Here is a 13,947-nt window from a genome sequence, read left to right on the forward strand (position 1 = left end):
TAACGTGGTTCTGCCGGGATCACGTCAATTGATCTCGTCGGGGCCAATGAGCGTGGGCTTGCCGATACCCAGGAATGGCTTGCTGCACCACCAACGCGAGTGCTTCACGGGGCGCGCCTGTTCTGTTTCGACCAGCTCTCGAATGCTCAATCGGCAGATGTGGTCCTGCAAATCCGTCGACAGCGAATAGTGTTTGCCCTCCTCCGGTGTGAACCGCAGAAACAATGGGCCGCAGGAGGCGTCGTTGATGTACGTGGTGGCCGCGAAGGCGATCGCCTGGCCAGCGGGGTAGTGGGTGATCTTGGTCCTTGGCAGTTTCTCGATCCGATTCAGATTGCCCAAGGACATGAAGTTGGCCAGACCATGAAAGCGCTGTACGGAAGCCGAGAGCATCTCGCGCCTTCTGACGCGTGCGGCGATGTCCTCGGATTCGGGCTCACACAGCTTGTCTCCCACACGCCGTTGAAAGACCGCGATCGCCACGGAGTTCGTCGTGAACTCAACGATGGCGCTTCCTGGCGGTGGCGCGGACCCCACCTCATCTTCGATCGCTTGTTCGGCGTCGGGATAGTACTGAATAGGAGGAGCCGCGCACCCCGTCAGTACTGAGCTGGCGGAAAACACGACGCAGCTCATCAACAGCCTGATCCGGCCAAAGGTTTCGGCATTCATCGTCAAGAGCACGTCAGTTCGGGAATTCGACCTCGATCGGCTTGTGTTCCGGATCGGCGAGAAAGCGCACGTAGGTTTGCACGGCGAGCTTGTATTGGGCGAAGCTGACCTCGCCGCCTTCACCTTGGCTGTATAGGCCCTCGAACCAGACTTTGTCAGGGGTGAGCGCGGTGACGCCCTCGCTGCGGATGCGCCCGCTGCTTTGAACCCCTTGGGCGTCGATGAGCACCAGCTCGCGCCCGGCCACCGTGCCGCCGTTGAGCAGCGCGCCGCTGAGGTTCAGCTGTACCTGGCGCCCGGCGATCAGGCTGCCATCGGGGGCCAGGTCGCCTGGCCTGGGCATGAGGTAGACCCGGGGGAGCAGGACGCTCTGCGTGCTGCCGTCGGGCAGCGTGACAACCTGGGTCTCCAGCCAGACGATGTCGCTGGTGAGCGCGGCCACCTGCTCGGCCGTGAGGGCGATGCCCGGGCGCAGTTGGTGGGCCTGGGCATAGGTGGCGCCGGCCTCCAGGAGCGCCATGTATTGCGCTTCGTCGTCGCTGAAGTCGCCCAGGAAGCGCTGGCCCGTCAGTTGGGTGATCTGCTCGCGCACCAGGCGCTGTTCGATGAAGCCGTCGCCCAGGCGCTTCTGGAGGGTGCTGGGATCGACGCCCAGCAGGGCCAACTGGTGGTCCGAGCCCATCCACTGGCGCCGCCCGGCAAAGCGCGGGTCGGTCTCGATGAGGTAGGGGGCCGCGGGGTTGGCGCTGGGCTTGAACAGGGCGTTATCGAGCTCCACGGAGGGCGCCTGGGGCGCGTCGGCGGCGCCTTGCTCCTGGCGCAGCGCCTTCACCTTGAGTGGGATGGGGATGCGCTGGTCGATGGGGGTCTGCACCCAGCCGTAGTGGGTCTGGCAGGTGAGCACCTCGCAGGTGTGGTCGACCACGCCCCAGGTGTAGGCCGTGCCTTGGCGCCTGAGGCTGAAGTACAGGGTGCGCGTGGTGGTGCCACCCCCGTCGCTCACGACCTCGGTCTGCAGGTGCTCGTTGGCGTTGATGAGCACGCGGGCCTCGACGTCCAGCGCAGTGCAGGCAGCGGACCATCGGGCGTGCCCCACACCTCGGCGCCGCGTTGCAACGCCTCGCGCTGCTGCAGTTGGCGCTCTTCGGCCCGGCGGTGTTCGATGGGCGCGCGCGCGCCGGCCTCGGCCGCGGTCTGCGCCCCGGCGGGCGCGACAAGCAGGAAGAGCAGCAGGCCACAGGCCTGCATCGGGCGTTGAAGGGTCACGGGGCGCAAGCGGTCGGCCTTGGAAAAGGCGCGAATTACAACCGCGGCGCGCGGTCACAACGGGCGGGGGGTATGCAAGGCCGGCCGGCGGCCGGCGCGCTGGTTCAGCGCCCGTCCAGCACCGCCGGCAGCCAGCCGCGCAGGCTGTTGAGGAAGGCCCACTCCCGCACCCGCTCCAGGGCCGACAGCGGCACCACCGCTTCGCGCAAACGCCCTTCGTCCAAGGCCTGCTGCCGGGCGATGCCCGGCAGCAGGCCGCAGTCCAGCGCCGGCGTGACCCATCCGTCGTCGAAGCGCAGGGCGATGTTGCCGCGCGTGCACTCGGTCAGCTCGCCGTCGTCGTTCCACAGCAGCGTGTCGAACACCCCGGGCGCCACGCGTTCGGCCGCTTCGTAGTGCGCGCGGCGCGTGGTCTTGTGGCGCACGAAGGGCGAATGCGCGGCCGCGAAGGGGTGCTCGGCCAAGCGCAGGCGCACCGGCGTCGGCGTGACGGCCATGGCATGGGCCGTGGCCCGCACGCGTCCGTCGCGTGGGCAGAGCACGCGCACGCGCCAGGGGCCCGAGGGATGCGCCTCGGCCAGCGCGCGCAAGGCCCGCGACCAGGCCTCGTCGGTCCAGGCGAAGCCCAAGTGGCGTGCCGAGCCCGCCATGCGCGCTCGGTGGCGCGGCTCATACCGCCAGCGGCCGTCCTCCAGCAGCAGGGTTTCCAGCAGCTCGAACGGTTCGGCCGCGCGCACCGCGAAGGCGCCCTTGTGCTGCCATTCGCGCCATTCGGCCCGCGCGCGCGAACCCGCCGTGACGCCGCTGCCCACGCCCAGGGTCAGGGCACGCTCGCGAACCACCACCGTGCGGATGGCCACGTTGAAGGTGGCGCCGCCGCCCGGCCGCAGCACGCCCACGGCGCCGCAATACACGCCGCGTGCGCTGGTCTCGTGCTGCACGATGCGGCGCATGGCCTGGCGCTTGGGCGCGCCGGTGACCGAACCGCAAGGGAACAGGGCGCGCAGCAGCTCCACCAGCGCCACCCCCGGCCGCGTGCGCGCGCGCACGTCGGAGGTCATCTGCCACACCGTGGGCAGCGGGCGGGCGTCGAACAGCGAGGGCACCGCCACCGAACCGGGTCGCGCGACCCGGGAGAGGTCGTTGCGCAGCAGGTCGACCACCATCACGTTCTCGGCGCGCTCCTTGGGGCAGGCCACCAGGCGCGCGGCCTGCGCGGCGTCCTCGCGCGGGTCCAGGCCGCGCGGCGCGGTGCCTTTCATGGGCCGCGTCAGCACCTGGTCGCCGTCCCAGTCGAAGAACAGCTCGGGCGACAGGCTCAGCACCTGCTGCCCGCCGCCGTCGACAAAGGCCGCGTAATCGGCGGGCTGCTCGCGCCGCAGGCGCTCGAACAGATCGAGCGCGTGGCCTTCGTTCAGCTCGCCGCGCCAGCGCCCGGTGTGGTTCACCTGGTAGACCTCGCCGGCCTCGATGGCCTGCAGCAGGTCCGCCAGCGCGGCGTCGACATCCGCGCGGGCGCCGGGCGCATCGGTCCAGCGCGCGCGCACGGCGGGTGGGTCGCGCGGCGGGTCGGTGTCCATCGACAGCGGGGCATCGTGCACGCCGAACCAGGCCAATGACCCCTCGGGCGCGTGCGTGGGCAGGGCGGGGTCGAACGCGCCCGCGGCCTCGTAGGCCAGCCAGCCCACCACCCAGGCGCCCTGCCGCGCGGCGGCCTGCGCGGCCTCGATCACCGGCACGACCTCGGACAGCGCCGCGGCCCGCAGCACGGCGCGCGGCGCGCCGAAGTCCAGCCGCAGCGCGGCGTGCGACGCCAGACCGCTCGCCGCGAAGGCGAGCCGGGCGTGCACGCCCCCGGCGCTCACGCCGCGCCGATGTTCGGCACCAGCGCGCCCGCGTCCTGGCCCGCCTTGTGCGCGGCGGTGAAGGCCAGCATGCGGTCGATGGGCAGGCGCGCGCGCGGGATCAGCCCGGGGTCCACGTGAATCTGGTTGAGACCCTTTTCCAGCACCTGGGCCACGCCCGCCAGCCCGTTCATGGCCATCCAGGGGCAGTGCGCGCAGCTCTTGCAGGTGGCGCTGTTGCCGGCCGTGGGCGCCTCGATGAAGACCTTGCCCGGGTTCTGCTGGCGCAGCATGTGCATCATGCCCTTGTCGGTGGCGACGATGAACTCGGGCGCGTCCAGTTCCTTGGCGGCCTTGAGGATGGCCGAGGTGGAACCCACCGCGTCGGCCAGCGCGATCACGTCGGCCGGGCTCTCGGGGTGCACCAGCACCTTGGCCTGCGGGTGCTCCTGCTTGAGCGCCGCCAGCTCGAAGGCCTTGAACTCGTCGTGCACGATGCACGAGCCGTTCCACATCAGCATGTCGGCGCCGGTCTCGCGCTGGATGTAGCCGCCCAGGTGCTTGTCGGGCGCCCAGAGGATCTTGTGGCCCTTGTCTTTCAGCGCGCGCACGATGTCCAGCGCGCAGCTGCTGGTGACCAGCCAGTCGGCGCGCGCCTTCACCGCCGCGCTGGTGTTGGCGTAGACCACCACGGTGCGGTCGGGGTGCGCGTCGCAGAAGGCGCTGAACTCATCGATCGGGCAGCCGAGGTCCAGCGAGCAGTTGGCGTCCAGGTCGGGCATGAGCACGGTCTTCTCCGGGCTCAGGATCTTGGCCGTCTCGCCCATGAAGCGCACGCCCGAGACCACCAGCGTGGTGGCCGGGTGGTCGCGCCCGAAACGCGCCATCTCCAGCGAATCGCTCACGATGCCGCCGGTGGCGATGGCCAGATCCTGCAGGTCGGGGTGCACGTAGTAGTGCGAGACCATGACCGCGTTGCGCTCCTTCAGCAGGCGCTTGATGCGCTCCATGAGCTCGGCGCGCTGCTTCGGCCCGGGCTCCACCGGCACGCGCGCCCAGGCGTGCTGCGTGGGGCAGGCGGGTTGTTCGTATTCGACGTCGATGATGGCTTCGTTGCTCATGCCAGTCCTCCTCACAGCGCCTCGAAGCGCATGGAAAAGTCGATCGCCTTGACGTCCTTCGTCAGGGCCCCGATGGAGATGCGGTCGACACCTGTTTCTGCAAGCGCCCGCACGGTGGACAGGTTCACGCCGCCCGAGATCTCCAGGATGGCGCGGCCGGCGTTGCGGCGCACGGCCTCGCGCAGCGTGGGCAGGTCCATGTTGTCCAGCAGCACCATGGTGGCGCCGCAGGCCAGGGCCTCGTCGAGCTGCGCCAGCGTCTCGACCTCGATCTCGACGAAGCGCGCGGCCGGCGCGGTGTCGCGCACGCGCTGCAGCACCGCGGCCACGCCGCCCGCGGCGGCGATGTGGTTCTCCTTGATCAGCACGGCGTCGAACAGGCCGATGCGGTGGTTCACGCCACCGCCGGTGGTCACGGCGATCTTCTGCGCCAGCCGCAGGCCCGGCAGGGTCTTGCGCGTGTCGACGATGGCCGCGCGGGTGCCGGCCACGGCCGCCACATAGGAGGCCGTCTGCGTGGCCACGGCCGACAGCAGTTGCAGGAAGTTCAGCGCCGTGCGCTCGGCCGTCAGCAGCGGCTGCGCGCGGCCTTCGATGCTGAGCACGGTCTGGTCGGGCTCGCAGCGCGCGCCCTCGGCCACGTGCCAGGTGAGCGTGGCCTGGGGGTCGAGCGCATGCACGGCGGCGGCGACCCAGGGCGTGCCGCACAACACGGCGCTCTCGCGCGCGATCACGCGGGCGCGGGCCGGGCGTGACGCGTCGACCAGCGCGGCGGTGAGGTCACCCGTGGCCACGTCTTCGGCCAGGGCGCGCGCGACGTCCTGCGCGGCCAGCGCGGCGATGTCGGCGGAGGTGTAGTCGCTGAGGTGTTTCATCGTGGGGAAAAGGCCGGTGAAAGGGCCGCCGGAAAGACCGTCCGGCGGGCACGCATCCGAATGGTGCAATGCACTATAGTCCCGCATTCTCGTTCACCGCCTGGCCCGCGCCGGACCACGACATGAGCAACCCCACCCCCGCCACGCCCTACGGCACGCTGCCGGCGGCCTCTCCCCTGCCCGCCCGCAAGCCCGTGAGCCTTCCACGACTGGCCGAGCTGCGCGAGCGCGGCGAAAAGATCACCATGCTGACCGCCTACGACGCCACCTTCGCGGCCGTCGCGGACGCGGCCGGCGTCGAATGCATCCTGGTCGGCGATTCGCTCGGCATGGTCTGCCAGGGCCTGGCCAGCACCGCCGGCGTGACGCTGGAGACCATGGCCTACCACGTGGAAAGCGTGGCGCGCGGTCTGCGCCGCGTGCAGGGCACGGCCTGGCTGCTGGGCGACCTGCCCTTCGGCAGCTACCACGAGTCGAAGGAACAGGCCATGCGCAGCGCCGCGCAGCTGGTGCGCGCGGGCGCGCACATGATCAAGCTCGAAGGCGGCGGCTGGACCGCCGACACCGTGCGCTTCCTGGTCGAGCGTGGCATCCCCGTCTGCGCCCACCTGGGCCTCACGCCACAGACCGTGCACGCACTCGGCGGCTACCGCGTGCAGGGGCGCGACGACCAGGCTGCGCTCACGCTCAAGCGCCACGCGCTCGAACTGCAGGACGCCGGCGCCACCATGCTGGTGCTGGAGATGGTGCCGGCCGCGCTGGCGGCCGAGATCACCCAGCAGCTGCCGCGCTGCCACACCATCGGCATCGGCGCCGGCAAAGGCACGGCCGGCCAGGTGCTGGTGATGCACGACATGCTGGGCATCAACCTGGGCAAGAACCCGAAGTTCGTGCGCAACTTCATGGACGGCGCCAGCTCGGTGCGCGAGGCCATGGCCAATTTCGTCAGTGCCGTCAAGAGCGGCCAGTTCCCCGATGACAGCCTGCACGCCTGGTGAGATGAAAGTCGTTCACACCATCGCCGAACTGCGCGACGCGCTGCGGCCCTTCGATTCCCCCGCCCTGGTGGCCACCATGGGCAACCTGCACGCCGGCCACCTCGCGCTGATGAAGGCCGCCAAGCCGCTGGGCGACGTGGCCGTGGCGAGCATCTTCGTCAACCGCTTGCAGTTCGCGCCGCACGAGGACTTCGACACCTACCCACGCACCCTGGAGGCCGACTGCGAGAAGCTGCGCGGCGCGGGCTGCGACATCGTGTTCGCGCCCAGCGAACGCGAGATGTACCCCGAGCCCCAGGGCTTCAAGGTGCAGCCGCCCGCCGAGCTCGCCGACATCCTCGAAGGCCATTTCCGCCCCGGCTTCTTCACCGGCGTGTGCACGGTGGTGATGAAGCTCTTCCAATGCGTGTTCAGCGAGGCCAAGGGCCGGCGCAGCGCGCTGTTCGGCCTCAAGGACTACCAGCAGCAATTGGTCGTGCGCCGCATGGTGAAGCAGCTCGCGCTGCCCATCGACATCGTGAGCGCCGCCACCGAGCGCGCCGCCGACGGCCTGGCGCTGAGCTCGCGCAACAGCTACCTGAGCGAGAGCGAGCGCGCCGAGGCGGTCCAGCTCTCGCTGGCGTTGCGCGCCCTGGCGCGCGACGCGCTGGCGGCGGCCGACGGCCTGGAGCGCCAGCTGCCCGCCCTGGAGCAGCGCGCCATGCAGGCCCTGGCCGCGCGCGGCTGGCAGCCCGACTACCTGACGGTGCGCCGCCGCGAGGACCTGCAGGCGCCGAAGGCGGGCGATGCGCTGGTGGTGCTGGGCGCCGCGCGGCTCGGCAATACGCGCCTGATCGACAACCTGGAGATCTGAGGCGCCGACCCGGCCTCAGAGGCCTTCGGCCTTGGGGTCACGCCCCATGAGCGCGGCCACCGCCTCATCGGGCCGCAGCCGGCCTTCGAGCAGGGCCACCACCGCGTCGGTGATGGGCATGTCCACGCCCAGCCGCTGGGCGCGCTGCGCCACGGTGCGCGCGCTGTACACGCCCTCCGCCACGTGGCCCAGCGAGGCCACCGCCTGCTCCAGCGTTTGGCCCTTGGCCAGGAGCCGCCCCACCTGCCGGTTGCGCGACAGGTCACCCGTGGCCGTGAGCACCAGGTCGCCCAGGCCGGACAGCCCCATGAAGGTCTCGGCGCGCGCGCCCAGGGCCAGGCCCAGGCGGGTCATCTCGGCCAGGCCGCGCGTGATGAGCGCGGCGCGCGCGTTCAGGCCCAGGTTCAGGCCGTCGCACAGGCCGGTGGCGATGGCCAGCACGTTCTTCACCGCGCCGCCGACTTCCACGCCGGCCACGTCGTCGTTGGCGTAGATCCGCAGCGTCGGCCCATGGAAGGCGTTGACCAGGGCCTCGCGCACGTCGGCGCGCGCGCTGGCGGCCACCAGCGCCGTGGGCTGGCCGCGCGCCACCTCCTGCGCGAAGCTGGGGCCGCTGAGCACCCCGGTGGGCAGGTCTGGCGCCACGGCGGCGGCAATCTCATGGCCCAGCAGGCCCGCCTCGTCGGCCGAGGCCGCGCGCTCGAAGCCCTTGCAGAGCCAGGCCACGGGCACGGCCAGGCCGCGCAGTTCCTGCAGCCAGCCGCGCAGCGCGGCCATGGGCGTGGCCACGATGACCAAGTCGGCCTCGGCCAGCAGGGGCGCGGCCTCGCCTGAGGCCACGCACAGGCCCTCGGGCAGGGCCAGACCGGGCAGGTAGCGCTGGTTCTCGCGCTGGCGGTCGATGGCGATGGCCTGCGCCGGGTCGCGCGCCCACAGGCTCACGCGGGTGGCGCCGAGCCGCGCGCCCGCGATGGCCAGCGCCGTGCCCCAGGCGCCGGCGCCCAGCACCACGGTGCGCGGCGGTGCGGCGTGCGTCATGCGCGGGAGATCAGGTGATGATGCGCGGCGCCTCGGCCGTGTCCTGACCCGCCTGCTGCTGCTCGTACATGGCCTGGAAGTTGATCTCGGCCAGGTGCACGGGCGGGAAGCCGGCGCGCTGGATCACGTCGGCCACGTTGCCGCGCAGGTAGGGGTAGACGATCTGCGGGCAGGCGATGCCCATGATCGGGCCCATCTGATCTTCGGGCAGGTTGCGGATCTCGAAGATGCCGGCCTGCTTGCATTCCACCAGAAACACCGTCTTGTCCTTGATCTTGGTGGTGACGGTGGCCGTCACGCGCACCTCGAACACGCCCTCGGCCACGGGCTGGGCATCCACGCCGAGCTGGATGTCCACCGTGGGCTGCTCCTGCTCGAGCAGGATGGCCGGCGAGTTGGGCTGCTCCAGCGAGGCTTCCTTGAGGTAGATGCGCTGGATCTGGAAAACGGGCGTGTCGGTGTCGGCCATGGTGCGTCTCGGGTGTCGGGAATGAAAAAGCCCGCCGGGGAAGTCCCTCAGCGGGCACAGCGACGGATTATGTCAGCCGCGAATGGCGGCCGCCCGTCAGGCGGCCTGCAGCAGCGGGGCCAGGCCGCCGCGCGCGTCCAGCGCGTGCAGGTCGTCGCAGCCCCCCACGTGGGTGTCGCCGATGAAGATTTGCGGCACGCTGGTGCGCCCCGCCCGTTCCGCCATGCGGGCGCGCAGTTCGGGCTGGCCATCGACCACGATCTCTTCGTAGTCCGTCACGCCGCGGGCCTGAAGCAGCGCCTTGGCGCGGTGGCAGTAGGGGCAGTAGTCGCTGGAGTAGATGGTGACCTTGGGCATGCGGGCGCTCGGCGAGGCAAAACCCAGATGATCAGGCTTTCTCGCTCGGCAGGCCGGCGGTGCGCCAGGCACCCATGCCACCCGTCAGGGATTGCGGATTCTCGTAGCCCAGCTTCTTGGCCACCGCCACGGCCCGGTTGGCGCGCGCGCCGGTCGGACAGACGAAGATCAGCGGCAGGGCCTTGTTCTTGACGGCGCCGGGCAGCTTGGCCTCCAGCTCGTCCAGCGGCAGGTGCCGGGCGCCGACGATGTGTCCCTCGGCGAATTCCTTGGCGTCGGAGACGTCGATCACGACCGCCTTCTGGCGGTTCATCAGCGTCACGGCGTCGGCGGCGTTGAGGGTGCCGGTGCGTCCGCCGGCCTTGACGGCCGGCCACACCAGCAGGGCGCCCGACACGAAGGCCACGGCGATCAGGACCCAGTTCTCGATGAAGAAGCTCACGGTGTTACCTTGGTGGGAAAGGCCGCGATTCTAAAATGCGCGGTTTCCGATCCTTCCGGCGCCCGGCGCCCCGCACTCCGCCATGCACAAGCTCGTCCTCATCCGCCACGGCGAATCCACCTGGAACCTCGAAAACCGCTTCACCGGCTGGACCGACGTGGACCTCACGCCCACCGGGGTGTCGCAGGCCCTGTCGGCGGGGCAACTGCTCAAGGCGGAGGGCTACGACTTCGACATCGCCTACACCAGCGTGCTCAAGCGGGCCATCCACACGCTCTGGCACGTGCTCGACGCCATGGACCGCACCTGGCTGCCGGTGGTCAAGAACTGGCGCCTGAACGAACGCCACTACGGCGCCCTGCAGGGCCTGAACAAGGCCGACATGGCCGCCCAGTACGGGGACGAGCAGGTGCTGGTCTGGCGCCGCAGCTACGACACGCCGCCGCCCGCCCTGGAACCCAGCGACCCGCGCAGCGAGCGCAGCGACCGCCGCTACGCCCGCCTCAAGCCCGAGGACGTGCCGCTGACGGAATGCCTGAAGGACACCGTGGCGCGCGTCATCCCGTTCTGGAACGAGGCGCTCGCGCCGGCCATCCAGTCGGGCAAGCGCGTCGTGGTGGCGGCGCACGGCAACAGCATCCGCGCCCTGGTGAAATACCTCGACGGCATCTCCGACGCCGAGATCGTCGGCCTGAACATCCCCAATGGCATCCCGCTGGTCTACGAGCTCGACGAGCAGCTCAAGCCGGTCCGCCGCTACTACCTGGGCGACGCCGAAGCGGCCGCCAAGGCCGCCGCCGCCGTGGCGGCTCAGGGCAAGGCCTGAGCCCCTGCGCCCGCCTGGACGGGCGAAACCGCCGCCGGCCGGTGGGGAACCCCGACGAGGCCACATTCTCCAAGGTGTATATTGGCCCGCAGGGCCAAGGGCCCTTGTTGGGCAGATTGCAAAGGTGATTCCATGACGAAGCGGGTCGGTTCCAAGCTCAGGACCGTTGGCTGGGTGGCCATTGGCGCGGTGGCCGGTGCGCTCACCACGGTGCAATTGCAGGCGGTGGCGCGCAACACGCTCACCCCCCTGCCGCTGGAAGAACTCCAGCAACTCGCCGCCGTGTTCGGCATGGTCAAGACGGACTATGTGGAACCGGTGGACGAGAAGAAGCTGATCTCGGACGCCATCTCCGGCATGGTGAGCAGCCTCGACCCGCACTCGCAGTACTTCGACAAGAAGTCCTTCAAGGAATTCCGCGAGGGCACCAGCGGCCGCTTCGTGGGCGTGGGCATCGAGATCACCATGGAAGACGGCCTGGTCAAGGTCGTCACCCCGATCGAGGACTCGCCCGCGTTCCGGGCCGGCCTCAAGAGCGGCGACCTGATCACGCGCATCGACGACACCGCCGTCAAGGGCCTCACCATCAACGAGGCCGTCAAGCTCATGCGCGGTGAGCCGCGCACCAAGGTGCTGCTGAGCATCCTGCGCAAGGACGAGGACCGCAGCTTCACCGTCACCATCACGCGCGAGGAAATCAAGACCGTGAGCGTGAAGTCGCGCACGGTCGAGCCGGGCTACGCCTGGGTGCGCGTCTCGCAGTTCCAGGAACGCACCATCGACGACTTCACGCGCAAGCTCGAAGACCTCTACCGCGCCGACCCGAGCATGAAAGGCCTGGTGCTCGACCTGCGCAACGACCCCGGCGGCCTGCTGGACGCCGCCGTCGGCCTGTCGGCCGTGTTCCTGCCCGAGAACGTGACCGTGGTGTCCACCAACGGCCAGTTGGAAGAAAGCAAGTTCATTTACAAGGCCATCCCGCAGCACTACCTGCGCCGCGGCGGCAACGACTCGATCCGCCGCCTGACCGAGAACACCAAGGGCATCTACAAGCGCCTGCCGCTGGTGGTGCTGGTCAACGAAGGGTCGGCCTCGGCCAGCGAGATCGTCGCCGGGGCCCTGCAGGACCACAAGCGCGCCACCGTCATGGGCAGCCAGACCTTCGGCAAGGGCTCGGTGCAGACGGTTCGCCCGCTGGGCCCCGACACCGGACTCAAGCTCACCACCGCGCGCTACTACACGCCCTCGGGCGTGTCCATCCAGGGCAAGGGCATCGTGCCCGACGTCATGGTGGACGAGACGGCCGATGGCAACCTGTTCGCCGCCCTGCGCACCCGCGAGGCCGACCTGAACAACAGCCTGGGCAGCACGCCGCACGGCCCCATGACGGACGCGCAGCGCGAGGCCGAGAAGAAGCGCGAGGAAGCGCGCGAGGAAGCCCGCAAGAAGCTCGAAGAGGAAGCCCGCAAGAACCCCGGCCAGCGCCTGGTGCCCGAGTTCGGCAGCGACAAGGACTTCCAGCTTCAGCAGGCGCTGAACCGCCTCAAGGGCCAGCCGGTGGTGGTCAGCAAATCGCAGACCGTGCGCCCCGACGAGAAGAAAGAGAACTGAGCCCCGGCGGGCCGCGCGCCGGCCCGCCGCCCTCTTCCCGCGCGGCCCCGTCGCGCCAAACCGCGTGAACGACGCCCAACTGCTGCGCTACTCGCGCCACATCCTGCTCGACGAACTCGGCGTCGAGGGCCAGCAGCGCCTGCTGGCCTCGCACGCCTTGCTCATCGGCGCGGGCGGGCTGGGCTCGCCGGTGGCGCTGTACCTGGGCAGCGCCGGCGTCGGGCGGCTCACGGTGATCGACGACGACACCGTCGACGAGACCAACCTGCAGCGCCAGATCGCGCACAACCTGGCGCGCGTGGGTCGGCCCAAGGCCGAGTCCGTGCGCGAGGCGATCGCCGCCCTCAACCCAGACGTGCAGGTCACCGCCCTGAACCAGCGCGCCGACGACGCCCTTCTCGACGCCTGGGTGCCCACGGCCGACGTGGTGATCGACGGCTGCGACAACTTCGCCACGCGCCAGTTGGTCAACCGGGCCTGCGTGCGCCACGGCAAACCGCTGGTGTCTGGCGCGGCGATCCGCTTCGACGGCCAGTTGGGCGTGTTCGATCCGCGCGTGGCCGACGCACCCTGCTATGCCTGCGTTTTTCCTCCCGACGCCGACGTGGAAGAGGTGCGCTGCGCCACCATGGGCGTGTTCGCGCCGCTGGTGGGCATCGTGGGCAGCATGCAGGCGGCCGAAGCGCTGAAGCTCCTCGCGGGCCTGGGCTCGCGCCGCACCAGCCACCTGCTCATGCTCGACGGCCGCGAGCTGGCATTCCACGACATCGCGCTCAAGCGCGACCCGCACTGCCCTGTCTGCGGCTCAGCGCACGGCGGCGCCTCGGCGCTCGGCTGAGGCCGGCGCCGGCCCGGGCGGCTCGCAGGGCCCGTGCCGGCGGCGAAAATCGCGCGGTGCCTCGGGTGCCTCCCCGCCCCCCCACACGCCGCGGCGTGCCTCGCGCGCCCGCGCCTCCTCCGTCACGTAGCGCCCCTGGCCACGCCAGCGCGCGGCCCAGGCCCAGCCGGCGCGCACCAGCCAGGCGTTCGTGTCTTCGCCCGCGAAGGCCAGGCGCGCCAGGCCCCGGCCGTAGCCGTCGCGCGCGCGCACATGCACCGTGACGGACCGGTTGAGCACGCGAGCGGCCAGGGCGTCGCGCGCGGCCACGCCCACGCGCTGGCAGATCTCGGGGGCGTCGAGGCCGTCCAGGCGCAGCTTGCGCCAGCGCCCGCCCGAGGCCGGCTGCACCCACAGGGTGTCGCCGTCGAACACGCGCATGACGCGCGCCGAATAGACCGTTTCGCCCGCCGCCGAGGCCACGGCGAGGCCGGCCAGCAGCGCGCCGGCCAGCGCGGCCGCGAAGCGCCGCATCAACCCTTGCGGCCGCCCATGACCAGCAGCACCACTCCCACGGCGATGGCACCGATGCCGGCCCACACGGGCACGTTGATGGTTTCCTTCTGCTTGACCGAGAGCTCCACCGGGCCGAGCTTCACGGCCTCGGTGTCCTTGGTGTAGGTGAAGCTGCCCATGACGAGGCCGATGGCCCCCGCCGCGATGAGCACGACGCCGACGACTTTGGCAAGGTTCATGTG

Annotated in this window: 17 protein-coding genes; 5 read left to right on the plus strand and 12 right to left on the minus strand. The window is 70.6% G+C overall.

What is annotated here, in order from left to right; genetic code table 11:
• Positions 1-24: 24 nt before the first annotated feature.
• The 6 genes from SOM08_RS17500 to nadC all read right to left on the minus strand — a co-directional run bounded on the left by SOM08_RS17500 (position 25) and on the right by nadC (position 5,778).
• Positions 25-672: a hypothetical protein gene (locus tag SOM08_RS17500; protein ID WP_322469394.1), complete on the minus strand. Its 648-nt coding sequence runs from the start codon at positions 670-672 to the stop codon at positions 25-27.
• A gap of 13 nt (positions 673-685) precedes the next feature.
• On the minus strand, positions 686-1,714 hold the full coding sequence (locus SOM08_RS17505; RefSeq protein WP_322469395.1) for an S-layer family protein: 1,029 nt from the start codon (positions 1,712-1,714) through the stop codon (positions 686-688).
• The gene (locus tag SOM08_RS17510; protein WP_322469396.1) at positions 1,672-1,938 is read right to left on the minus strand and encodes a hypothetical protein; all 267 of its coding nucleotides are present in this window, start codon (positions 1,936-1,938) and stop codon (positions 1,672-1,674) included. Before SOM08_RS17510 ends, SOM08_RS17505 begins: the two co-directional genes overlap by 43 nt.
• Before the next feature lie 104 nt (positions 1,939-2,042).
• Entirely contained in the window at positions 2,043-3,803 is a 1,761-nt protein-coding gene (gene pabB, locus SOM08_RS17515; protein ID WP_322469397.1) for an aminodeoxychorismate synthase component I, read from the minus strand.
• On the minus strand, positions 3,800-4,903 hold the full coding sequence (gene nadA, locus SOM08_RS17520) for a quinolinate synthase NadA (protein WP_116960669.1): 1,104 nt from the start codon (positions 4,901-4,903) through the stop codon (positions 3,800-3,802). Before nadA ends, pabB begins: the two co-directional genes overlap by 4 nt.
• An 11-nt stretch (positions 4,904-4,914) precedes the next feature.
• Entirely contained in the window at positions 4,915-5,778 is an 864-nt protein-coding gene (gene nadC / locus SOM08_RS17525) for a carboxylating nicotinate-nucleotide diphosphorylase (protein WP_116960670.1), read from the minus strand.
• A gap of 122 nt (positions 5,779-5,900) precedes the next feature.
• Here nadC and panB point away from each other — a divergent pair, with 122 nt between their 5' ends.
• The gene (panB, locus tag SOM08_RS17530; protein WP_322469398.1) at positions 5,901-6,776 is read left to right on the plus strand and encodes a 3-methyl-2-oxobutanoate hydroxymethyltransferase; all 876 of its coding nucleotides are present in this window, start codon (positions 5,901-5,903) and stop codon (positions 6,774-6,776) included.
• 1 nt (position 6,777) lies between these two features.
• Complete coding sequence (gene panC, locus SOM08_RS17535) at positions 6,778-7,629, plus strand: pantoate--beta-alanine ligase (RefSeq protein WP_116960671.1); 852 nt, start codon at positions 6,778-6,780, stop codon at positions 7,627-7,629.
• Between the two features lie 15 nt (positions 7,630-7,644).
• On the opposite strand, the gene SOM08_RS17540 is transcribed toward panC, so the two are convergent.
• The 4 genes from SOM08_RS17540 to SOM08_RS17555 form a co-directional block, all read right to left on the minus strand.
• The gene (locus SOM08_RS17540; protein ID WP_322469399.1) at positions 7,645-8,667 is read right to left on the minus strand and encodes an NAD(P)H-dependent glycerol-3-phosphate dehydrogenase; all 1,023 of its coding nucleotides are present in this window, start codon (positions 8,665-8,667) and stop codon (positions 7,645-7,647) included.
• Between the two features lie 10 nt (positions 8,668-8,677).
• Positions 8,678-9,136 (minus strand): protein-export chaperone SecB, encoded by a 459-nt coding sequence (gene secB / locus SOM08_RS17545; protein WP_322469400.1) that lies wholly within the window; start codon positions 9,134-9,136, stop codon positions 8,678-8,680.
• Between the two features lie 96 nt (positions 9,137-9,232).
• Positions 9,233-9,493: a glutaredoxin 3 gene (grxC, locus tag SOM08_RS17550; protein WP_070397259.1), complete on the minus strand. Its 261-nt coding sequence runs from the start codon at positions 9,491-9,493 to the stop codon at positions 9,233-9,235.
• A gap of 31 nt (positions 9,494-9,524) precedes the next feature.
• Positions 9,525-9,935, minus strand: a complete 411-nt coding sequence (locus SOM08_RS17555; protein ID WP_116960674.1) for a rhodanese-like domain-containing protein — start codon at positions 9,933-9,935, stop codon at positions 9,525-9,527.
• Positions 9,936-10,017: 82 nt separating this feature from the next.
• Between SOM08_RS17555 and gpmA the strand changes: the two genes are divergently transcribed.
• From gpmA to SOM08_RS17570, 3 genes are all read left to right on the plus strand, one after another.
• Positions 10,018-10,761, plus strand: coding sequence for a 2,3-diphosphoglycerate-dependent phosphoglycerate mutase (gene gpmA, locus SOM08_RS17560; protein ID WP_116960675.1), 744 nt, complete (start codon positions 10,018-10,020; stop codon positions 10,759-10,761).
• Positions 10,762-10,893: 132 nt separating this feature from the next.
• On the plus strand, positions 10,894-12,372 hold the full coding sequence (locus SOM08_RS17565) for a S41 family peptidase (RefSeq protein ID WP_322469401.1): 1,479 nt from the start codon (positions 10,894-10,896) through the stop codon (positions 12,370-12,372).
• 64 nt (positions 12,373-12,436) lie between these two features.
• A complete protein-coding gene (locus SOM08_RS17570; RefSeq protein ID WP_116960677.1) occupies positions 12,437-13,210 on the plus strand; it encodes a HesA/MoeB/ThiF family protein in 774 nt (257 codons plus the stop codon).
• On the opposite strand, the gene SOM08_RS17575 is transcribed toward SOM08_RS17570, so the two are convergent.
• Both SOM08_RS17575 and SOM08_RS17580 read right to left on the minus strand, forming a co-directional pair.
• Positions 13,178-13,723, minus strand: a complete 546-nt coding sequence (locus tag SOM08_RS17575) for a thermonuclease family protein (RefSeq protein WP_322469402.1) — start codon at positions 13,721-13,723, stop codon at positions 13,178-13,180. The genes SOM08_RS17570 and SOM08_RS17575 overlap by 33 nt on opposite strands.
• On the minus strand, positions 13,723-13,944 hold the full coding sequence (locus SOM08_RS17580) for a hypothetical protein (RefSeq protein ID WP_116960679.1): 222 nt from the start codon (positions 13,942-13,944) through the stop codon (positions 13,723-13,725). Before SOM08_RS17580 ends, SOM08_RS17575 begins: the two co-directional genes overlap by 1 nt.
• Between the last annotated feature and the right edge of the window lie 3 nt (positions 13,945-13,947).

This window comes from Hydrogenophaga sp. SNF1 (assembly GCF_034421675.1).
GTDB classification, from domain to species: Bacteria; Pseudomonadota; Gammaproteobacteria; order Burkholderiales; family Burkholderiaceae_C; genus Hydrogenophaga; species Hydrogenophaga borbori.